This window comes from Actinocorallia lasiicapitis, assembly GCF_054778695.1.
In genome coordinates this window covers 1-20627 of the sequence record NZ_BAAGZI010000067.1, presented here as the reverse complement: position 1 = coordinate 20627, position 20627 = coordinate 1, and the positions used below count along the sequence as shown (strand labels likewise).

General features: G+C 69.3%; 24 protein-coding genes and 1 pseudogene. 10 read left to right on the top strand and 15 right to left on the bottom strand.

The annotated features are described in order from the left end of the window. The 5 genes from ACYVE7_RS10960 to ACYVE7_RS10940 all read right to left on the bottom strand — a co-directional run. A partial coding sequence (locus ACYVE7_RS10960) for a serine/threonine-protein kinase (RefSeq protein ID WP_460364499.1) occupies nt 1–845 on the bottom strand: 845 nt, incomplete at its 3' end. Nucleotides 846–977: 132 nt separating this feature from the next. Then, nucleotides 978–1265, bottom strand: a complete 288-nt coding sequence (locus ACYVE7_RS10955; protein WP_460364498.1) for a winged helix-turn-helix domain-containing protein — start codon at nt 1263–1265, stop codon at nt 978–980. Then, nucleotides 1262–1720, bottom strand: coding sequence for a hypothetical protein (locus ACYVE7_RS10950; protein ID WP_460364497.1), 459 nt, complete (start codon nt 1718–1720; stop codon nt 1262–1264). Before ACYVE7_RS10950 ends, ACYVE7_RS10955 begins: the two co-directional genes overlap by 4 nt. 156 nt (nt 1721–1876) lie before the next feature. Then, nucleotides 1877–2344: a hypothetical protein gene (locus ACYVE7_RS10945; RefSeq protein ID WP_460364496.1), complete on the bottom strand. Its 468-nt coding sequence runs from the start codon at nt 2342–2344 to the stop codon at nt 1877–1879. A gap of 95 nt (nt 2345–2439) precedes the next feature. Further along, nucleotides 2440–2907 (bottom strand): hypothetical protein, encoded by a 468-nt coding sequence (locus ACYVE7_RS10940; protein WP_460364495.1) that lies wholly within the window; start codon nt 2905–2907, stop codon nt 2440–2442. Nucleotides 2908–3239: 332 nt separating this feature from the next. Here ACYVE7_RS10940 and ACYVE7_RS10935 point away from each other — a divergent pair. Next, nucleotides 3240–3821 (top strand): annotated as a pseudogene (locus tag ACYVE7_RS10935) (DUF2207 domain-containing protein); the annotation flags it as partial. Nucleotides 3822–4353: 532 nt separating this feature from the next. Here ACYVE7_RS10935 and ACYVE7_RS10930 read toward each other — a convergent pair. From ACYVE7_RS10930 to ACYVE7_RS10905, 6 genes are all read right to left on the bottom strand, one after another. Then, nucleotides 4354–5121 (bottom strand): L-threonylcarbamoyladenylate synthase, encoded by a 768-nt coding sequence (locus ACYVE7_RS10930; protein ID WP_460364494.1) that lies wholly within the window; start codon nt 5119–5121, stop codon nt 4354–4356. Nucleotides 5122–5158: 37 nt separating this feature from the next. Next, complete coding sequence (gene prmC / locus ACYVE7_RS10925) at nt 5159–6019, bottom strand: peptide chain release factor N(5)-glutamine methyltransferase (protein WP_460364493.1); 861 nt, start codon at nt 6017–6019, stop codon at nt 5159–5161. A gap of 3 nt (nt 6020–6022) precedes the next feature. Further along, on the bottom strand, nt 6023–7072 hold the full coding sequence (prfA, locus tag ACYVE7_RS10920) for a peptide chain release factor 1 (RefSeq protein ID WP_460364501.1): 1050 nt from the start codon (nt 7070–7072) through the stop codon (nt 6023–6025). Nucleotides 7073–7168: 96 nt separating this feature from the next. Further along, complete coding sequence (gene rpmE, locus ACYVE7_RS10915) at nt 7169–7387, bottom strand: 50S ribosomal protein L31 (protein ID WP_460364492.1); 219 nt, start codon at nt 7385–7387, stop codon at nt 7169–7171. A 115-nt stretch (nt 7388–7502) separates the two neighbouring features. Beyond that, the gene (locus ACYVE7_RS10910; protein WP_460364491.1) at nt 7503–8123 is read right to left on the bottom strand and encodes a response regulator; all 621 of its coding nucleotides are present in this window, start codon (nt 8121–8123) and stop codon (nt 7503–7505) included. A 20-nt stretch (nt 8124–8143) separates the two neighbouring features. Beyond that, complete coding sequence (locus ACYVE7_RS10905) at nt 8144–9427, bottom strand: sensor histidine kinase (RefSeq protein WP_460364490.1); 1284 nt, start codon at nt 9425–9427, stop codon at nt 8144–8146. A gap of 132 nt (nt 9428–9559) precedes the next feature. Between ACYVE7_RS10905 and ACYVE7_RS10900 the strand changes: the two genes are divergently transcribed. The 5 genes from ACYVE7_RS10900 (at nt 9560) to ACYVE7_RS10880 (ending at nt 13300) form a co-directional block, all read left to right on the top strand. Beyond that, nucleotides 9560–9799, top strand: coding sequence for a hypothetical protein (locus tag ACYVE7_RS10900; RefSeq protein WP_460364489.1), 240 nt, complete (start codon nt 9560–9562; stop codon nt 9797–9799). Between the two features lie 266 nt (nt 9800–10065). Further along, complete coding sequence (locus ACYVE7_RS10895; RefSeq protein ID WP_460364488.1) at nt 10066–11397, top strand: HD-GYP domain-containing protein; 1332 nt, start codon at nt 10066–10068, stop codon at nt 11395–11397. Nucleotides 11398–11438: 41 nt separating this feature from the next. Then, entirely contained in the window at nt 11439–11744 is a 306-nt protein-coding gene (locus tag ACYVE7_RS10890; protein ID WP_460364487.1) for a hypothetical protein, read from the top strand. Between the two features lie 51 nt (nt 11745–11795). Then, on the top strand, nt 11796–12176 hold the full coding sequence (locus ACYVE7_RS10885; protein WP_460364486.1) for a hypothetical protein: 381 nt from the start codon (nt 11796–11798) through the stop codon (nt 12174–12176). Nucleotides 12177–12541: 365 nt separating this feature from the next. Then, on the top strand, nt 12542–13300 hold the full coding sequence (locus ACYVE7_RS10880) for a hypothetical protein (RefSeq protein ID WP_460364485.1): 759 nt from the start codon (nt 12542–12544) through the stop codon (nt 13298–13300). Here the strand turns inward: ACYVE7_RS10880 and ACYVE7_RS10875 are convergent. Further along, nucleotides 13221–13715 carry a MarR family winged helix-turn-helix transcriptional regulator gene (locus ACYVE7_RS10875; RefSeq protein WP_460364500.1) on the bottom strand — a complete coding sequence of 165 codons (495 nt, stop codon included), beginning with the start codon at nt 13713–13715 and terminating at the stop codon, nt 13221–13223. The genes ACYVE7_RS10880 and ACYVE7_RS10875 overlap by 80 nt on opposite strands. A 222-nt stretch (nt 13716–13937) precedes the next feature. On the opposite strand from ACYVE7_RS10875, the gene ACYVE7_RS10870 reads away from it, so the two are divergent. From ACYVE7_RS10870 to ACYVE7_RS10860, 3 genes are all read left to right on the top strand, one after another. Then, the gene (locus ACYVE7_RS10870; protein ID WP_460364484.1) at nt 13938–14792 is read left to right on the top strand and encodes a haloalkane dehalogenase; all 855 of its coding nucleotides are present in this window, start codon (nt 13938–13940) and stop codon (nt 14790–14792) included. Nucleotides 14793–14937: 145 nt separating this feature from the next. Continuing rightward, nucleotides 14938–15396 (top strand): helix-turn-helix domain-containing protein, encoded by a 459-nt coding sequence (locus tag ACYVE7_RS10865; protein ID WP_460364483.1) that lies wholly within the window; start codon nt 14938–14940, stop codon nt 15394–15396. A 55-nt stretch (nt 15397–15451) separates the two neighbouring features. Next, entirely contained in the window at nt 15452–15811 is a 360-nt protein-coding gene (locus ACYVE7_RS10860) for a hypothetical protein (RefSeq protein ID WP_460364482.1), read from the top strand. Nucleotides 15812–15939: 128 nt separating this feature from the next. On the opposite strand, the gene ACYVE7_RS10855 is transcribed toward ACYVE7_RS10860, so the two are convergent. Then, entirely contained in the window at nt 15940–16479 is a 540-nt protein-coding gene (locus tag ACYVE7_RS10855; protein WP_460364481.1) for an RICIN domain-containing protein, read from the bottom strand. A 157-nt stretch (nt 16480–16636) separates the two neighbouring features. Continuing rightward, entirely contained in the window at nt 16637–18604 is a 1968-nt protein-coding gene (locus tag ACYVE7_RS10850; RefSeq protein ID WP_460364480.1) for an ATP-binding protein, read from the bottom strand. Between the two features lie 139 nt (nt 18605–18743). On the opposite strand from ACYVE7_RS10850, the gene ACYVE7_RS10845 reads away from it, so the two are divergent. Further along, entirely contained in the window at nt 18744–19286 is a 543-nt protein-coding gene (locus tag ACYVE7_RS10845) for a helix-turn-helix transcriptional regulator (RefSeq protein ID WP_460364479.1), read from the top strand. Nucleotides 19287–19333: 47 nt separating this feature from the next. Here ACYVE7_RS10845 and rho read toward each other — a convergent pair. Then, nucleotides 19334–20627 (bottom strand): transcription termination factor Rho (rho, locus tag ACYVE7_RS10840; RefSeq protein ID WP_460364478.1); only part of this gene is annotated, 1294 nt, incomplete at its 5' end.

Sequence of the window (20627 nt, the reverse complement as noted above, 5' to 3'; positions counted from 1 at the left end):
CCGTGCGCGGCGGGCGGGGCTTCGGCGGCCGCCTCCGCGGGCATCGGGAACGCGCCCGCGGGGCTCGGCGCGGCCGACGACTCGACGGGGACGGCCTGGAGCAGCGCGATCAGATCGTCGATCGGGGGGCGCTGATCGGGATCTTTGACCAGGATCTTGGTCAGGACCTCGGTGAGGGCGCCGGCGTGGGCGGGCGGCGTGATCTCCGAGGTGATCAGCGCGGTCAGCACCTCGATGTAGTTGTTGCCGGGGAACGGCGGCCTGCCCTCGACGGCGGCGTAGAGGGTCGCGCCGAGCGACCAGATGTCGCCTTCCGGGGTGGCTACGGGGCTGTGCGCCTGCTCGGGCGCCATGTAGGCGGGCGTCCCCATGATCGCGCCGGACCTGGTGAGCGTGGCGTCCCCGACCAGGCGGGCGATCCCGAAGTCGGTGATCACGACGCGTCCGCCGGCGAGCAGCACGTTCTGCGGCTTGAGGTCGCGGTGCACCACCCCGTTGAGATGCGCCTCCTTGACGGCCCCTGCCATCGCCAGCCCGATCTCCACGACCCGGGCCACCGACATCCGCCCGTCCCGCTCGACGGCCTCCGCGAGCGACGGCCCCGCCACGTACTCCATGACGATCATCGGCGCGTCCTCGTGCACCACGATGTCGTGCACGGTGATGATCCCGGGATGGCTGAGCCGCGCCGCCGACCGCGCTTCCCGTACCGACCGCCGGTTCACATGCTCCCGCTGCTCCCCCACCAACCCCGGCGGCAGCAGCACCTCTTTGACGGCGACCTCCCGGTCGAGCACCTCGTCCTCGGCCCGCCAGACCCGCCCCATCCCTCCGGTCCCGATCACCTCGGCAAGCCGATACCGCCCGTTGACCAGATCCCCAGCCCTACTCTCCGCCACAACCCAGACGATAGCGCCGAGTCCCGTCATTTCCAGCGATCCACGCCATTCACCCACCCAACAGAACGGACACAGCACCTAGCCAAGATGCCGCCCCACAATCCGCTGAAGATCTGCCAGATAGGCCGTGAACGCCGCTCGCCCTTGGGGTGTGAGCTTCAACCAGGTCCGAGACCGCCGTCCCACATGCCCTTTCCGGATCTCCAGATAGCCGGCACCGGCAAGGACGGTCGCACTCTTGGAGATCACCGAGTCGCTGATGCCCAGTTCCTCCCGCACGAGCGCGAACTCCGCCTCCTCCAGCTCCGCGAGCAGCGACACGATCTGCAGCCGATAGGGCGCATGGATCGCCTGATCGAGATTCACCGCGGTTTCCGCCCGGTCACCCACGCTTCGACGACCGGCGTCGTCACCGCGGCCAGGACCGCCGTCACCGCCCCCGCCAGCAGCAGCGCGCTCACCTCTCCGGCGACCTTGCCGAACGCGTGCGCGGCGACCACGCCCACGACCCCCAGCACCCCCGACCAACCGGCCATGACGAACACCAGATCATGGAACGACCTTCCGACAGGAAGGCGCTTACGCACCCGGTGCCTCACCAACGCGACGAACGCCAGACCGGCCGCCGCCAGCAACGCCGCGAGGCTCCCCAGCCCGTAGACCAGGACGTCGTCCGACACGTAGGCGACCTCGATCAGCGTGATACACGCCACGATCCCGGGCGCGAACCAGACGGGCCAGACGGCGACTCTTCTCGCGCCGCGCCGCACCCTGTCCACCTCCGCCATCGCCTCCGCGGGGTCCATCTCCTCAGAAACCATCTTCCCTCCAGAATCTACTTTCCATATGGAAAGCTATTCCGGGTCTTCGGATGCGTCAACACCCTCGCTGGAGAGCTCCCGGGACGGCGAACCGCCCCGCACCGGGTGGTGGGGGGCGGTTCGGGGAAGGCGGGATCTTGGGCGGGATCCGGGAGGCTAGTTGATGTACTTGCCGTGGTAGAAGCGGCGCCATTTGCCGCACTTCTTCTTGTAGACGTGGTTGCCGCTGACCTTGACCTTGCACTCGCGGATTTCGAGGGCGTAGGTGAAGTCGGACTGGATGGCGCGGGCACGGGTCGTGCCGCGGCCGTCGGACTTCTTGTAGTAGATGCCGCCGTCGTTGGTGTCGCGGTTGTAGTCGCGGTCGTAGAAGGCGATGTCGATGGCGGCCTTCCAGCCGTCGCGGGCGTAGTCGCGGATCGAGAACTTGACGGAGGCCGTGGGCTGGCCCTCGTAGCTCCACGGCATGAACGAACCCCAGGCGTGGACGTTCGACAAGCCCGACTTCGACGACTGCCAGTAGTGAGTGCCCCGCGGGATCGCTTCGGCCGGGGTGGCGGTGACCGCCAGGGCGCCGGCGGTGAGGACGGTGGCGATACCGGCCTTCATGAACCTAGAGCTCATGCTCCCTTGCTCCTTGGTGGGGGGTGGCCCGGTGCCCCCTGGCACCGGGCGGGTACTGCGGGTGGAACGTGGTGGAGCGGGTGTTCAGGCGGGGCTCAGTAGAGCTTCTTCCAGGAGGAGTTCTTGCTCTTCTTCTTGTTCTTCGCGTTGATCGCGACCTCGCGGACCTGGAGGTGGTCGTCGTAGCTGGAGCTCCAGAAGTAGCCGTAGTTGTAGTTGAAGTAGCGGTCGACCGGCTTCCCGGTGCTGGCGTACTTGGCGAAGTAGGCGCTCGAGTAGTGCCACTGCCCATCGCCCCAGCTACGGAACTGAACGCCGGGCGACCAGCCGTTCCGCTTGGTGTCGTGCAGCCAGCCGCGGAGGGTCACGCTTCCGCCGGAACGGGTGTAGGTGCCGTTGACACGGATCGTGCGCCAGATGCTGCCCTTCTTGCCGTTGAAGGTCTGCCACTTGTGGGTGGCCTTCGCGGCAGCGGGCGCGGGGGCGGCAGAGGCGGGGGACGCCAGGCCGACGCCGCCGGCCACGAGGGCCGCGGTCATGGTCACAGCAGCGATACGCCGCATGTTCTCTCCCTGGTCAGATGATGTTGCTGGAGGAACGTTAGCGACTCCTGAAAGATCATCTTTATTCAGGCGATATCCCGCGATTTGACGTGGCCCAAAGTGGTCCTCGGAGAGAACCTGAAGGCCGGTCCGTGCGTCGAAAAAGGGATCGGCCCCCTGGGGGAAGGTTGAAGGCTTCATTAGTTCGGGGCGCTGAGCAGGGGGAACGTCCGCAGAGCGTGACGGGGCCGCGAGACTTCCACGGTTGCATGTGATGATGCTCACATTTTTCTCGAGTTGCGTTTGTGGCGCGCGAGGGTTGGCGCTTGGTTTCCAGGAGACTCCAAGCAGTGATGATGCCTCGACTCTCCCCCGGAGCGGGTGCCGCCGTCGCCGCCGCGGTGCTCGCGTTGGCGTCGGTGCCGTTCCTGTCGGCCGGACGTCACACGCCTGAGGGCACCGTCCCCACCTTCGACGCGCTGCTCGCCGTCGACCGGGACGGCACCGTGCACGTCCGGGAGTCGTTCACGTTCGACTACGCGCGGGCCGAGCGCGGCGGGCTGCTCAGGGAGCTGCGGTACCGGGACGGCGACAGGCTCTACTCGATCACCGGGCTGTCGGTGAGCAGCACGACGCACGCGCCCGTCAACGTGGACCGGCGGCGGCACTTCCACCAGGAGCTGATCCGGATCGGCGCGGGGCACACCGTCAGCGGGCGGCACGCCTACGTGCTGACCTACGAGCTGCGCGGAGTCTTCACGCCGCGGGACGGGCGGGAGGAACTGCTCTGGGACGTCCTCGGAGCGGGTTGGCCCGCGCCCGTCACGTCGGTTTCGGTGCGGATCAGTGGGCCCGCGCCGTTCGGCTCCGGATGCCTGGCGGGGCTGCCTTCGGCGATGACGCGGTGCCTGCGGACGGTTCGGGTGCCCGCGGTTGCGGACTTCGAGCAGAGCGGGCTGCGTCCGGGTGAGGGGATGACGGTCCGGGCGTCCTTTCCCGCCGGCGTGCTGAGCGCTCCGGCGCCTCGGTACGCGCCCGCCCATCTGCGGTTCAGCGGGTGGGGGGTGGGGGTGGTCTGGGTGGCGCTGCTGGTCTCCCTCGCGCTGCGGCGGCGGGCGATGCGCGGGGTCAGGCGGGGGCTACTGGGGGTGGGGGTCGCGCTGTTGTTGTGGGACGTGATCGGCGACATGATGCCGCGCGGGTTCTGGTTTCTGTCCGTGGGGGATCTGAGTCTGTGCGGAGTGGCGCTGATCGTGGCGGCGATACCGCCGGTCAGGCGGGGTGCGGCCGTTGAGTTAGCGGTCGGCTGGGAGAGATCCGCATCTCGGTGTGGGAGCGGCGGGCCGCATTTCGGGCGGCGCCGTTGGGCCGTGGACGGGCGTGGGGGTGGCGGCGCGCTGATCGTCAAAAAGAAAGAGCGGCAGGTGGGACCTGCCGCACCTGCCGCTCTTGATCGCCCGCCGCGGATCAGTCCTCTTTGGGCTTGTCGAAGGAGATCGGCTCGTCCGGCTTGTCGAAGGAGACCGCGGTCTCTTCGGCTTCGGTCTGCGCCCACGGGTCGACCTCGTCGGGGTCGATGTCGGACAGCTGCTCGTCGCGGAGCAGGACGCCGCAGACGGCGCGGATCTTGTCCTCGGGGATCGCGCCGCGGCGCATCAGCTTCGGCAGGGTGCCGGTGAGGTCGACGATCGAGGACGGCTTGCCGTCGCCGGACTCGCCGCCGTCCAGATAGACCGCGACGTTCTCGCCCAGCATCCCCTCAGCTTCGGCGGCGCTGCGGGCGGCCGGCGCCCCCGACAGGTTCGCGGACGAGACGGCGAGCGGCCCGGTCTCCTTCAGCACCTCGAGGGTGAGTTCGTGGAGCGGCATCCGGACGGCGACGGTGCCCTTGGTCTCGCCGAGGTCCCACGACAGGTTCGGGTTGGCCCGGCAGATGATCGTCAGCGCGCCGGGCCAGAACTCGTCGATCAGGTCCTGCCCGTACGGGCCGAGATCCTCGATCAGCGCGGTCGCGGCGCGCACCGAGCCGACCAGCACCGGCGGCGGCATCTCACGACCGCGCACCTTGCTGTCGAGGAGCTTCTGGACGGCCGAAGGCGTGAACGCGTCGGCGGCGATCCCGTAGACGGTGTCGGTGGGCAGGACGACGACCTCGCCGCGACGCAGCGACGAAGCGGCGTCCGCGACGCCCCTGCTGCGCTCGATGGGGTCGGAGCAGTCGTAACGGCGGCTCATCTGCATACTCCGAATGGTTTGTGTACGAAGTGTGTGTTTATTCGGTGGTGAGGCGGCCGGTCACGAACCGGTCCCGGTCGGTGAGGTCACGGCGGTTGCGCACGTCGCGCCAGCCGTTCTCCTCAGCGAAGATCCAGTAGACGGAGCTGCCCTGCAGGTCGCTGTGCTCGACGGCGACGAACCCGCCGGGACGCAGGAGCCTGCGGGCGGTGCGTTCCACGATGCGCATCGCGTCGAGGCCGTCGTCGCCGCCGCCCCACAGCGCGCGGGCGGGGTCGTGGTCGCGGACGTCGCGCGGCACGTACTCCCATTCGCACATCGGGATGTACGGCGGGTTGGAGACGACCAGGTCGACCTGGCCGTCGAGTTCGTGGAGCGCTTCGGCGAAGTCGGCGTTGTGCAGGGTGACCTGGCCGCGTTCGTCGAGGTTCTTGATGTTGCGGGACGCCCATTCGTGGGCGCCGGAGTCGAGTTCGACGGCGTGCACGCGCGCCTGCGGCACCTCCTGCGCGATCGACAGCGCGATCGCCGAGGAGCCGGTGCCGAGGTCGACGACGACGGGGTCGGCGACGTCCATGTCGCGGAGCACGTCGATCGCCCAGCCGGCCATCACCTCGGTCTCGGGCCGCGGCACGAACACCCCGGGCCCCACCATGAGCTCCAGATACCGGAAGTAGGCGCGGCCGGTGATGTGCTGGAGCGGTTCGCCCGCCTCACGGCGCGCGATCCCCTCCCAGTACCGGGCGTCGAAGGCGCTGTCGGGCAGCGTGTGCAGTTCGCCCCTGGTCACCCCGTGGACGGACGCCGCGAGCTCCTCGGCGTCGGCTCGGGGCGACGCGACACCGGCTTCGGCCAGTCGTGCCGTCGCCCGAGCGATCTCATCGAGAAGCAAAGTCATCGTCTACTGCTGAATCTCGTCCAGCCTGCGTTCCATGTCGGCATCCACGAGTGCCTGGATGACGGCGTGCAGGTCACCGTCCATCACCTGGTCGAGGTTATACGCCTTGAACCCCACCCGGTGGTCGGAGATGCGGTTCTCCGGGAAGTTGTAAGTACGAATCCGCTCAGACCGGTCCACAGTGCGGACCTGGGCCTTGCGTTCGGCGGAGGCGGCCGCGTCGGCCTCCTCCTGTTTGATCGCCAGCAGCCTCGACCGGAGCACCCGCAGCGCGGACTCCTTGTTCTGCAGCTGCGACTTCTCGTTCTGGCAGCTCACGACCACGCCGGTCGGCAGGTGGGTGATCCGGACCGCGGAGTCGGTGGTGTTGACGGACTGGCCGCCGGGGCCGCCGGAGCGGAACACGTCGATCCGCAGGTCGTTCATGTCGATCTGGACGTCGATGTCCTCGGCCTCGGGCGTGACCAGCACACCGGCGGCGGAGGTGTGGATGCGGCCCTGCGACTCGGTGGCCGGGACGCGCTGCACCCGGTGCACGCCGCCCTCCCACTTCAGCCGCGACCAGGCGCCGTCCTTCGACTTCACCGCGACCGTGACGTTCTTGAACCCGCCCAGATCGCTGAGCTGGGAGTCGATCACCTCGGTCTTCCAGCCGACGCGCTCGGCGTACCGGGTGTACATGCGGAACAGGTCGGCCGCGAACAGCGCCGACTCCTCGCCGCCCTCACCGGACTTGATCTCCAGGATCACGTCCTTGTCGTCGTTGGGGTCGCGCGGCACCAGCAGGCGGCGCAGCTCCTCCTCCAACTCGGTGACCTTGGCCTCGAGGGTGGTGACCTCCTCGGCGAACGACTTGTCCTCGTGGGCGAACTCGCGTGCCGCCTCGAGGTCGTCGTGGGTCGTCTCGAGCACCTTGTACGTCTCGACGATCGGACGCAGATGGGCGTACCGCTTGCCCAGCTCGCGCGCCTTCGCCTGGTCGGCGTGGACCGCCGGGTCACCGAGCGCCAGCTCGATGTCCGCGTATTCGCGAAGGAAGTCGTCGAGATCGATGTTCACTGTGCGTCCTAACGAGGCGTCTTACCGTGAGGGTTTCGGAACAGAAGGAGAGCCCGGCCTCCCGGTCGGGGGCCGGGCTCTGCCAGCTGTCTACTTGCCCGCGGTCTTCTTGCCGAAGCGCGCCTCGAAGCGGGCCACGCGGCCGCCGGTGTCGAGGAGCTTCTGCTTGCCCGTGTAGAACGGGTGGCAGGCCGAGCACACGTCGGAACGGATCACGCCGTTGTCCACGGTGCTGCGGGTGGTAAAGGTGTTGCCGCACGTGCAGGTCACCTCGGTGACGACGTACTGCGGGTGGATCTCAGCCTTCATGGAAAATCCCTTTCGAGACGGTCGCCGGGTCAGCCACCCCGGATCGGGCGCTGGGAACCGGAACCTGTGAGCATCCTCAAGTATGCCGGATACGAGAACGTGCGCGGACCGGCCGCTATTCCTTGAGGTAGGCGAGGACGGCCTGGACGCGCCGGTGCCCGTCGCCGTCGTTCTGCAGCCCGAGCTTCGAAAAGATGTTCGAGATGTGTTTCTCGATGGCGCCGTCGCCGACCACGAGCCGCCGGGCCAGGGCCGCGTTGGACAGGCCCTGCGCCATCAGATCGAGGACTTCGCGTTCGCGGGGCGTCAGGGCGTCGAGCGGGTTGCGGCCGAGGAGCTGGCCGACGACGTCGGGGTCGATCACCGTGCCGCCCGCGGCGACCCTGCGGACGGCGTCCACGAACTCCTCGACGTCGGAGATCCGCTCCTTGAGCAGGTAGCCGACACCCCGCGCGCCGCCGCCGATCAGTTCGGTGGCGTACTGCTCCTCGACGTACTGGCTGAGCACGAGCACTGGGACGGGCCGGACGGCCAGCGCCGCCTTCAGGCCCTCGTCGGTGAAGGTCGGCGGCATCCGGACGTCGGTGATCGCCAGATCGGGGGCGTGCCGCCGGACGGCCTCGACCAGCCCGCCGCCGTCACCGGAGGCGGCGACGGTCTCGATGCCCTCGTCGGCGAGCAGCCGGATCAGGCCCTCCCGCAGCAGCACGGAGTCCTCGGCGATGACAACCCTCATGGACCCATCTCACCACGGGCTCACCAGTCGCACGGCAGCACCGCTGTGATCTTGGTGCCGCGTCCCGGCGGGCTGTCGACGGTGATCGTCCCGTCGATCGTCGCGGCCCGGTCGGCGAGGCCGGAGAGCCCTCCCCCGGCGGCGATCCGCGCGCCGCCGAGCCCGTTGTCCTCGATGACCACGGTGACGCGGTCGCCGTCCCTGCTCACCTGGACCGACGCCTCGGTGGCGGCCGCGTACTTGGCGACGTTGGTCAGCGCCTCGGCGACCGTGAAGTAGGCGATCGACTCGACGGCCGCCGGCGGACGCCGCTCCAGGTCCACCACGATCGCGACGGGCACGGGCGCCCTGGCGGCGAGCGCGGACAGCGCCGAGTTGAGGCCGCGGTCGGTGAGGATCGCCGGATAGATCCCGCGGGCGAGATCGCGCAGTTCGGCGATGGCGGCGCGGGCCCCGCTGTGCGCCTGCTCGATCAGCTCGCGGGCGGCGTCGGGGTCGCTGTTCAGTTTGGAGCGGGCGCGTCCGATGTCCATGGCGACGGCCAGGAGCTGCTGCTGCGCCCCGTCGTGCAGATCACGTTCGATGCGCCGCCGTTCGGCTTCCGCGGCGTCCACTCCCCGCGCCCTGGACGCCTTCAGCGCGACGGTCTGCGCTTTCAGCGCCTGCTTCTCCGACGGCCCGAGCAGCGCCTTCGCCAACGCCAGATGCATGATCCCGAGCACTTTGACGACGTACAGCATCAGCAGCGCCGCGAGAAGGCCAAGCGGCAGCAGCGGCAGGCCCTTCCAGAACGAGTCGACCACGTAGAGGTGGTCGCCGAAGTTGAGCCGCGGCGCGTCCCCACCGGTCTCCGCGAGCACCGGCGAGATCAGGCACATCCCGACGAACGCCCACCCGACCGACGAGACAGCGAGATATCCGAACGAAAGCGGTGCCCTGACGACCTGGAACGCCAGGTCCTGCCAGGTCGCCGGATCCATCAGCATGATCCGCCACTTCCCGAACACGCCCGGCGCGTCGACGGGCCGGTACGGATCGGCGATCTCCACCCCGTACACGACCTTGATCAGCCGCCGGTCGATGACGGCCGCCACCCGCACCATCACGGTCAGGAACGCCCAGAGGATCACCCCCACCCAGATGATCGTCAGCGCGGCCGCCAACGGCACCCCGCACGCCAGCATCACCCCCCACAGCATCCCCAACGCGAAGTTGAACGGCAGGTACACCGCCGTCTTCCACACCACCTTGTCCTTGACCAGCGCGACCGGCCCCACCACAACCCCCTCGTCCCGTTTCTCCACCCTCCCACCCTCCCGCCGCGACCCCGCCCGGGCCATGGTGCGCTCCCTCCACTCTGCGGTAGGGCCAACCCCACCTTCGAGTTATCCACACCCCCGAAAACACGTCGGGCCGAAATCCCGCAGACTGCTGCCATGAACACGAATCCGTACGGCCGTCAGCACCCTTCACCCGCCGGCTGGGCTCCCCCACCGGGCACCCGCCCCGGCTGGAACTGGCTCCCACCCGGCGGCGCCACTCCCCGCCCCGACCGCATGCCCACCTGGCTCCGCCTCTGCTACGCCACCCCCTTCCTCGACCGCTGCGCCCACACCTGGATGTGGCACCGCGGCGGCTGGGACGTCCACCCCGCCCCGACCTCCCAACCCCCGTGACCCAGAGCCTGGCTAACACCAGAACCCAGAACCAGCCCAACCCGACCAAAGCCAGGGCATCCGACCCAGCAACACGGCACCCGTCGCCGAGTTCAGCGATGCGTGCGCAAGTCGGGTGAGCGTGCGCAAAGCGGGTGAGCACTTGTGAGCGAGGCGAGGACAGGTAAGCGAGGCGACGGTCAGGGAGGGGAAGTCTGGCGGTGGGGATAGGGGCGGGTTGGGGCGAGTCGTGGGTGTGGGGAGGGGGTGCGGGATAGCGTCGCGGTATGCGGGAACTGCCCAGGGTCGCGCGGGTTTATGTGGCGTCGGTGATCGTGCTGGCGGCGGTGGTGCTGGCGTGGCTGGCGCGCGGGCCGCTGCCCGGCGGGTACACCGTGCTGATCCTGGCCGGGCTGTTCCTGATCTGCGACGGGATTCCGGCGCGGCTCGCCGTGACGGGCGCGCGGGTGACGATGTCGTACGCGGCGATCCTCGCGAGCGTCGTGCTGCTCGGCCCCGGCGGGGCGGCCGTGGTCGGCGCGTGCGCGGTGGCGACACCGCAGGACATCCCGTCGGTGGTGAAGCGGCTGTTCAACGGCGCGCAGTTCTCGCTGTGCGGGTTCGCGGCGGGCCATGTGTTCGTGGCGCTGGCCCCGGACGGCGACCGTCCGCTGGAACGGATCCTGTTCCCGTTCGCGGTCACGCTCGTCGTGTTCGTCGTCATGAACATCGGGATGACGTGCGGAGTCCTGCTGCTGGCGCGCCTGTCGACGGGCGCGGATCTGGCCCGCGACTACGCCCCGCTGGCCGTCGGCTGCCTGGGGTTCGGCTCGTTCGGGCTGCTGATCGCGGGGAGCTGGCCGGCGAGCGGCCCGGCCGCGCCCGTCCTGGTGCTGGCGCCGATCGCGGCGGCGTCCTGGGCGTTCGGCCAGGTCGCGGCACAGCAGCGCGCCCACGAAGCCGTCCTGGCGACCCTCTGCCAGGCCGTCGAGACGAAGGACTTCTACACGCGCGGCCACAGCGAGCGCGTCTCCCGCGGCTCCATGATGATCGCTGAGGAGCTGGGGTTCCGCGGCAAACGCCTCGAAGCCATTCGCTTCGCCGGAATGCTCCATGACGTCGGCAAACTGGGCGTCTCCACCAAAGCCCTGCAGAAGGACGGTGACCTGACCGCCGAGGAGTACGCCGCGATCCAGCTCCACCCCATGTACGGCCTCGACATCGTCCGCGAGATCGACTTCCTCGACGAAGCACTCGGCGGGATCATGCACCACCACGAGAAGCTCAACGGCCGCGGCTACCCCCTCGGCCTGGCCGGCCAGGAGATCCCGGAGTTCGCCCGCATCATCGGCGTCGCCGACACCTTCGACGCCATGACCTCCACCCGCTCCTACCGCAAGGCCCGCACCATCGAGGTCGCCGTCGCCGAACTGGAGCGCTGCTCCGGCACCGAGTTCGACCCCGCCATGGTCGCCGCCCTCCTGCGCGCCCTGGCCAAACACGGCTGGGAGACTCCCCCCGAACCGGGCCCGCCCCCCGCCGACGCCCCCACCGCCACCCATGATCACGACGACCCGACCGTCCCCGTCCGCCTTCTGGATCCCACCTCCAACCCTTGAACTTCCTAGTCCCGGGAGGGACACATCACTACAGTTCGCCCATGCGACGAGTGATCACTTTCCCTGGAACGTACGTCCTGGCGGCGATCTCACTCGCTGGGTGCCTCTCCGTCGGATGGGTCCTCGGCTGGGGCGCGGCACTCCTCGCCGCGTTGCTCGCCCTGTTCGTGGCGGCCGGTTCGCTGTGCGCCGCCCGTTTCATCCCCGACTCACCGCACAGCGTGCTGATCGGCCCGATGCTCTCCCTGATCGCGGGCGCCGCCACCCTCCTGGCCGACGCGACGTTCTGGGACTTCGCCCTGGTCGCGCTGACACTGGCGCTCTGGATCGTCGCGGGCATCGGCTGACTCGCCTCGACCGTCCACAGCGCCGTCACCGGCCGCTGGGACCACGCCGCCGTGCATGCCTCGACCCTCCCCCTCGTCCTCGGCGCGGCCTGCTGCCTGGCCTCCACCGACCTCCCGACCCGAGCCGCCCTCCGCATCTCCGCCCCCCAGCTCAACGCCCTCGTCTCCACGACCCCCACCGAAGGCCACGAAACCGACGAATGGGCCGGCCTCTTCCACGTCACCTGGACGAGCACCGACCCCACCGGCACGACCCTCACCGTCAACCCGATCCCGGGCCTCAACGACATCTTCAGCGACACCTGCTCCCTCATCCACGCCACCCCCGACGAGCTCCGCCACCTCACCCGCACCTCCCCCGACTGGACTCCCCCACCCCTCAACCACCTCTCCGCCAACTGGTACTCCTCCTGCTCCCCCACCAGCGACTGACATGAAGTAGGCGTCACGCGGACACACCAAGATCGCCATGCGGCGACATGGCGTTCCCCCTACTTTCATCCACCCACCGGTGCCCCGCCAGGAGCACCTTGGCCAACCCCCGCCCTCCCCAACACCGCCCACCCCTTCGGGATGCACGAGGAAGCCCCGACGGAGACGTCCCATGCATAGGCCCCGCCGTGGCTCGCTCGATATCGAGAACGTCCGCGACGCATCAGCCGTGACAGCCCTTGGTCGCGTGGCCCGGCTCGATCCTCAGCGGCCCGCCAGGCGCCGAGCATCCCAAGACGTCCTCCGCACCCGGCCAAGTCGAAGCGCTCCACGTCGCCGTCAGGGCGGATGACTACAGTTCACCCATGGGGCACATGGGGATAAAAGGTTCAATAGCGGCGCTTGCTGTGGTTTCGGTGTTTCTGCTCGGGATGGGCGGCGGCTGGCGAGTCGGGCTACTGGGAGTGGTGGTCTGGACGGTCGCGGGCGCCGCGAGCGTCACGGCGACGCGGCTGATTCCCGACGCGCGACAGGAAATCCTGATCGGGCCAGGGCTCGTGCTCTCCGCAGCGACCATGACCCTGTTGGCCGACGCGATGTTCTGGGATTTCGTGCTGTCCATGTTCGCTCTGCTGCTCTGGATCGTGGCGTCGCTCGGGTGGGGCGCGTCGGTTCTGCTCAACGTGTCGGCGCGGCGTTGGCGCCGTGCGGCCGTCCACGCGGTGACGCTGCCACTGGCCCTGGCCGCCGGCCTCACACTGGTCGTCAGTTCCGACCTTCCGGCAAGAGCGGCGTTGGCCGTTTCCGTACCCGAGCTGAACGCACTGCTCGCCGCCGATCCGGATCACGCGACGGACGAGTGGGCAGGCGTCTTCCACATCACCGAGCGAACCACCGACGCGACCGGCACCCGCTTCGCGGTCGCTCCGCTGCCCGGCCTCAGTGACCGCCCGCTACTGTCCACAGGCTGTTTCCTCGTGCACGCGAACCCCGCCGAGCACCGGCTGCTGACCGATCACACCACCGACCACGGCCCGCCCACCGTCACCCATCTGTCCGGCGACTGGTACACCGCCTGCTACCCATCCGCCGACACGAGCTACCTCTATCCCGAAGAGGGATGAATCCCCCGAACCTGCACCCGCTCGGTCTGTGTCGCGGCTTCAGTGTTCTTGTGGGTTTGGGGTGTGGTGGGTGTGGAGGCGGGTGAGGAGTTGGACTAGTTGGGTGCGTTCTGGGGGGGGTCAGAGGGGCTAGGAGTTCGTTGTGGAGGACGTCGAGGATTTCGTCCAGGCGGGTCAGGCGGGTGTGGCCGGCGGGGGTGATCGTGATGACGTTGCGGCGGCGGTCGTCGGGGTCGGGGGTGCGTTCGACGAGGTCGCGGGCGGCGAGTTCGTTGAGGACGCCGACCATGTCGCTGCGGTAGATGCCGGTGCGGCGGCTCAGGTCGGCCTGGCTGGCGGGGCCGAACTGGTCGAGTGACGCGAGGACGGCGTAGTGCCATTTGTGGGCGTCCGCGCGGGCGAGGCCCTCGGTCATCAGCCGGTCGGCCTGGCCTGACACCAGGGCGAGGAGCCGGCTCGCCCGGCCGCGCAGCCGGTCCGGGGTCTTCGTTTCGGGGTCGTACGGCATGTCCGTTGCGGCTCCGCTGCTCATGCAACCGATCGTACCCCGTTGCGTTAGTCGGACTAACGATGTACTTTCGTTTCCAGGAGAAACGTTTGCTCCATAAACGTTTCCTGCTTGAACGGAGGAGTTCCCATGCCCACGATCGAAGTTCTCGACTCGACGATCCACTACGAAGACCACGGCAGCGGTCCTGCGATCGTCTTCCTGCACGGCAACCCGGCGTCGTCGCACGCTTGGCGGAACGTCCTGCCGCACGTCGGCCCGGGACGTCTGATCGCACCCGACCTGATCGGCATGGGCCGCTCCGGCAAGCCGGACATCCCCTACCGTTTCGCCGACCACGCCCGCTACCTGGACGCCTTCCTCGACGCCCTCGACCTGGACGAGGTCGTCTTCGTCGGCCACGACTGGGGCGGCGCCCTCGCCTTCGACCACGCGGCCCGCCATCCCGGCCGGGTTCGCGGCGTCGCGTTCTTCGAGACGATCGTCCGCCCGATCAACTCGGCTGATCTTTCCGAGCAGACTCGAGCCCGAGGCGCCAAACTCCGCACCGACGAGGGCGCCGACCTGGTCCTCAACTCGAACTTCCTGATCGAGACCGCTTTCACCGGCGGCGTCCTCACCCCGCTCCCCCCACACGAACTGGCCGCCTACCTGGCCCCCTACCCCACCCCCGAATCCCGCCTCCCCCTCCTCACCTGGACCCGCTCCCTCCCCATCGACGACGACCCCGCCGACGTCGTCACCCGCGTCGCCGCCTACAGCACCTGGCTCACCACCAGCCCCGACACCCCCAAACTCCTCCTCACCTTCGACTCCTCCCCCACCCTCCTCATCACGGCCCCCACCGCCACCTGGTGCACCGAGAACATCCCCTCCCTCACCACCACCCACCTGGGCCCCGCCGGCCACCACGCCACCGAAGACCAGCCATCACCCATCGCCACCACCCTCTCCACCTGGCTCAACACCCAGAAACTCCGCTGATGCCGGGGCGCATCTCAGGCGGAGCTCCAGAACCTGATGCCCACGCGGAGCCGATCTCGCAGTACCCCTTCAGAGCCCCGAGCAGGATTAGGTTTGCGTTTATTGCTTTTGCTGCATACATTGCGAAGGAGAGGAGCGTGTAACGATGACCGTACGTACCCCCAAGTCCCTCGAACCCGGCCGCGTGGACGCGCAGGACGCGGCCCGTGCGATGCGGCGGATCAAGGACTACTTGGCGACCCATCCCGGCACAGAGGACATCCGCGTCACCGGCGAGCTGGCTGGTGACGAGGTCCTCGTCCTGCCGCGGGACGTCGTCACGATGCTCGCGTACCTACTCACCCAGCTCGCCGAAGGGCGTGGCATCACAGCGATACCCAACCACGCTGAGCTGACCACCCGGCAAGCTGCGGACGTCCTGAACGTGTCACGGCCCTACCTCATCGGGCTGGTCGACGCGGGCAAGATTCCCCACCGACTCGTGGGACGGCATCGCCGCATCCTGTTCGAAGACCTCATGGCCTACAAGCGACAGAACGATGCCGAAAGCCGTAGGGCCGCAGACGATCTGGTGGCCCTCAGCGAGGAACTGGATCTGTACTGATGGCGTTCGTCGACCGGACATTCCCGCAGAAAGACTGTCGATCCTTCGCGAGCGCATGAACTCCGCGATCCCGGGCGTGCTGATCGACGGCTATGAGGCGCTGATCGAGGGCCTGAAACTCCCTGACGCCGACGACCGGCATGTTCTCGCCGCCGCGATCAAAGCGGGCGCAGAGGTGATCGTCACCTCGAACCTCAAGGACTTTCCGCCCGACGTGCTCGCCCCCTACGGCATCGAGGCCAAGAGCCCCGACGACTTCGTGCTCGACCAACTCGATCTCGACGAGAGTGTCGTGCGCGACTGTCTCCATCAGATCGCCCACAGCCGCACCCGCCCACCGAAGACCTTCGCCACCATTCTCGACGCTCTCGAACGCGCCGGCCTGGTCGAATCGGCCGCAGCACTCAGAAACTGACGGGACTGCCCAGTGCCTGGGCGGAGCGAGAGACCGGGCCAATAGGCCGGGAGAACGGGGACGGAGCGAGGGGCCTGGCTGTGGGGCCGGGGAGGGCGGCCCCTCGCTCCGAGCAGGGGGTGTTCTGGTTAGACGGCGATGAGGGACCAGCGTTGGGCGTTGGTGTTGTTGCAGGTCCAGAGTTGGACTTGGGTGCCGTTGAGGGGGGAGGCGCCCTTGACGTCGAGGCAGCGGTTGGCGTTGGGGTTGGTGATGGTCCAGGTGGCGCCGAAGTCGGGGGTGCTGAGCTGGAACTTCTGGGCGGGGGTGCCGTTGCAGGACCACTGCTGGATCTTGGTGCCGTTGGTGGTGCCGGCGTTGTCGACGTCCAGGCATTTGCCGCTGGAGCGAGGATGGATGATGTAGACGAACGCGCTCGCCGTCGGCTCCAGATAGAAGTGCTGGTTGAGCTGGGAGTTGCCCAGGCAGTCGTACTGCTGGGCCTTCAGGCCGTTGGCGCTGACATTTCCGCCCGAAACGTCGATGTCCAGGCAGTCGTTGGTGTGCAGCGGGCGGATCTGGTACGGGCCGAGGTTGGCGGCGGCGGCCGGGCCTGCGGTGCCGGCGACGAGCCCCGCCGCGGTGACGGCCAGAGCGGCCAACGCCCCTGCGATACGCGTACGAACCATGGGTTGATCCCTCCTCGATGGATCCGGCGGATCCGTCCCCAGGAATCTGACATCCGGCGCAACCTGCGCCTATGCGGCCGGCGCGCACCCCGGCGTCCGTGACCGGACAGCACTCCGTCACCCGGAAAGAAGATCATGACCTAGGTCATGCCAGGCGTCACTCCGCGTGCCAGAGCAGGTCCGCGATCCGGGTGACGCCGCGCGTCAGATGCCGCCGGTACGTGCTGAACGGCAGCCCCAGGAGCTGCGCCGCCCGCTCCTGGTTGCCCGCCGGACGCAGATAAGTCCGGTCGACGGCCCGATGCAGATGCTCCTCCCGCGGGTCCGCGGCCACGCCGACCGCCGCCGCCAGCAGCGCCTCCCGCAGCGCCCCCGGGCCCGCCCAGGTGGGTCGCACCGCCGTCAGCGGGCTCGCGTCCAGCAGGTCGGACCGGTGCAGGCCGCGCAGCGCGTCCCGGACGGCCGTCCCGAACTGCTCCCGGCTCAGCACCGCCGCGTGCCGCTCGTCGCTGACCTGGTCGGCGAGAGTCCCCACCCACTCCTCGGTCGAACGTTCCCGGCAGTCGGCGAGGAACGTCGCATATCCCCGGCCGCCGACGGTGAACTCGCCGCGCGGCGCCCGCGCATAGGCGAAGCTGCTGAGCAGCGCCATCGCCGACGCCGCGTCCACCCGGACGTTCACCAGCGCGAACGCCAGCAGCGGACGGTTCAGCAGATGCTGCGCCTGCCGCGCCATGAACGCCGTCCGCGCCACCGACCGGCCCTGGTAGAGCTCCCGATCCATGAAGAACCGGCTGAGCACGACCTCCTCGCCAGGTCGGCGCGGACCGACGCAGGCCAGCGCCGCCGCCGTCGCCGGGTCGGCCGCCGCCTCCTGCGGCGAGAGCCGGTGGACGTCCAGGACCATCGCGAACCCGAGCGGCTCCGCCCTGGGCGGCTCCCGCAGCACCACCACGACGGCCGCCGGATGCTCCAGCCACCGCGCCGCGAGCTCCGCCGAGGCGTCGCCTTCGTGCGCCGCGACCATCCGCAGCACGTCGCCCCGGTCGCCGGGACGGTAGTCGTCGGCGTACGCCGTGCCCGCCTCCGACCAGTCCAGCGCGCCGCCGACCTTCGGGTTGGACCGCAGCAGGTACATCGCCTCGGCGATCCAGTGGTGCTGCTCGCGATCACGCGTCCCGGTGATCAGCCGTCGGAAGTACATGCGCGCCGCCCTGGTCAGCTCATGGAAGACGGCCGGTTCCCGCCAGCGCAGGTCCTCCTCCAGCACCTCCCTGACCAGATCGTGCGGGTACGCCCCGTACCGTCCCTGCTCGACGAAGGCCAGGCCGCGTAGCCACGCGAACAGCTCGTCGGTGTCGTCGCCGCCGAGCAACTGCCCCAGCAGGCCCTCCGTGGTGTGCCGGACCCGCGCGCACACCTGGAGCGCCGCCCGGTGCCGCGGCCCCGGGACGTCCGCCGCGAACCGCTCCACCAGCCGCCGCACGACGTCCGGACTGTCCCGAAGGCCCGACCCCGCCGCCGGATCCTGCCGGACTGCCTCCGCCAGCAGCGTCAACGCCAGCGGATGCCCGTGCGTCACCGCCAGCACCCGCTCGTGCAGCGCGTCGGGAACACCCTCGACCCGCAGCAGCGCCGACGCGTCCGCCGGACCGAGATTGGCCAGCGGACGGACCCGGACCAACCCCCGCCAACCCAGATCATCCGTCCAGGCGGGCGGCGGCGGCACCCGCCCGGCCAGGACGAGCAGGGTCCGGCCGGGCAGCCGCGGAATCAGCTCGTCCCGGAACCATCCGTCCAGCTCGACCAGCCGCTCGTAGGTGTCGACCAGCACCAGCGCCCGCCGGCCCGCCGCGACGGCCAGCGCCGCCAGCACCGCCTCCCGCGTGGGTTCGAGGGTCCGCCCGTCGAGCCGGACCGGGCACGCCCCGACCTCCTCGGCCAGCTCGTGGAACGCGTCGAGCAGCGCCGTCTTCCCCACCCCGCCGGGACCGTGCAGGTACAGCACCGAGAACGGCGGTTCCGGGACGGCCAGCGCCTCCCGCACCAGCGCGAGCTCCGCCGCACGTCCCACGAAGCCGCGGCGCCGCGCCCACCGCAGCCGATCACCGATCGTCGCACTCATGTCGGCCAGCCCACCATCCGAGGGAGATCGACGCTATGACCCGATCTGACAAGGGTTCGAGCAGACAGTGAGCAGCGAACGGACTGGAGAACGAGCAGCACGCCGATGCACCCTGAGTGCCGCCCAGGAAAGGGGAGCAATGCGGCTTCTGCTCAGCTCGCGCGCCGTGCGGGACCGGCTCGTCACAGCCGTCCAGGACCGGTTCCGGCCCGACCAGACCGACAACCTCGCGGTCCTCGACTCCCCGACGATCCTCCGCTCGGGCCTGCCCGGCGGCCTGCGCCTGCTCGCCCTGCTGGACGGCCCCCGCGACCCCCTGTTCGGCACCGGCCTGATCACCCTCCTCGACGGTATCGCCGACCGCTCCTCCCCCGACGCCGACCTGGTCCGCGCCGTCCAGGAAGTCATCTCGGGCGCCGGATGGATCAGCCCGCACCTCGTCCCCCGCTACCGCGAGACCGCCTTCCCCACCGCGCTCCCGACCGGCCCCTGGCGCACCCTCACCACCGCCGAACTGCCGATCGCGCTCCTCGTCCTCGACGGCCTGACCAACGCCCAGATCGCCGCCCGCCTCGGCCTGGAGACCGGCACCGTCAAAAATCACCTCACCAAGATCTACCGGAAGCTCGGCCATCCCACCCGCGCCCGCCTCCTCGCCTCCACCCGCGCCGAGAACGCGTAAAGCCCGCCGTGCCGAGCACGACGGGCCTTACAACGAGGCTGTGGAGACTAGTCGTCGCGGTTGGCGACGGTGGTCTTCTGGACCTGGAGGAGGAACTCGGCGTTGGACTTGGTCTCCTTCATCTTCTCGAGAAGGAGCTCCAGCGCCTGCTGGGTGTCGAGGGCGTGCAGGACGCGGCGGAGCTGCCACACCACCCGCAGCTCGTCCGGCGACATGAGGATCTCTTCCTTACGGGTCGAGGACGCGTCCACGTCCACGGCCGGGAAGATCCGCTTGTCGGCGAGCTGGCGGGAGAGCTTGAGCTCCATGTTGCCGGTGCCCTTGAACTCCTCGAAGATCACTTCGTCCATGCGCGAGCCGGTCTCGACCAGCGCGGTGGCGAGGATCGTCAGGGAGCCGCCGTTCTCGATGTTGCGGGCGGCGCCGAAGAACCGCTTCGGCGGGTAGAGCGCCGTCGAGTCGACACCACCGGACAGGATGCGGCCCGAAGCGGGGGCGGCCAGGTTGTAGGCGCGGCCCAGACGGGTGATCGAGTCCAGCAGGACGACCACGTCGTGACCCAGCTCGACCAGGCGCTTGGCCCGCTCGATGGCCAGCTCCGCGACCGTGGTGTGGTCCTCGGCGGGACGGTCGAAGGTCGAGTGGATGACCTCGCCCTTCACCGACCGCTGCATGTCGGTGACTTCTTCCGGACGCTCGTCCACCAGGACGACCATCAGGTGGCACTCGGGGTTGTTCTTGGTGATCGCGTTGGCGATCGACTGCATGACCATCGTCTTACCGGCCTTGGGCGGCGAGACGATCAGACCGCGCTGCCCCTTGCCGATCGGCGACACCAGGTCGATGATCCGCGTGGTGAGGATGCCCGGGTCGGTCTCGAGCCGGAGCCGCTCCTGCGGGTACAGCGGCGTGAGCTTGGAGAACTCGACGCGCTGACGCGCCTGCTCCGGCTCCATGCCGTTGACGGTGTCGAGCCGGACGAGCGCGTTGAACTTCTCGCGACGCTCACCGTCCCGCGCCTGACGCACCGCACCAGTGATCACGTCGCCCTTGCGGAGCCCGTTCTTGCGGACCTGCGCCAGCGAGACGTACACGTCGTTCGGCCCCGGAAGGTACCCGGTGGTCCGGACGAAGGCGTAGTTGTCGAGGATGTCCAGGATGCCCGCGACGGGGATCAGGACGTCGTCGTCGGCGACCACCGGGTCGGCTTCGTAGCGGCCGCCCTCACGGCCGGTGCCACGGCCCCGGTTGCGCTCACGGAACCGGCGTCCGCGACGTCCGCCGCGGTCGTCGTCGTCCTGGCCGCCGCCCTGGCCGCCGTCGTTGCGCCCCTGCTGGCCG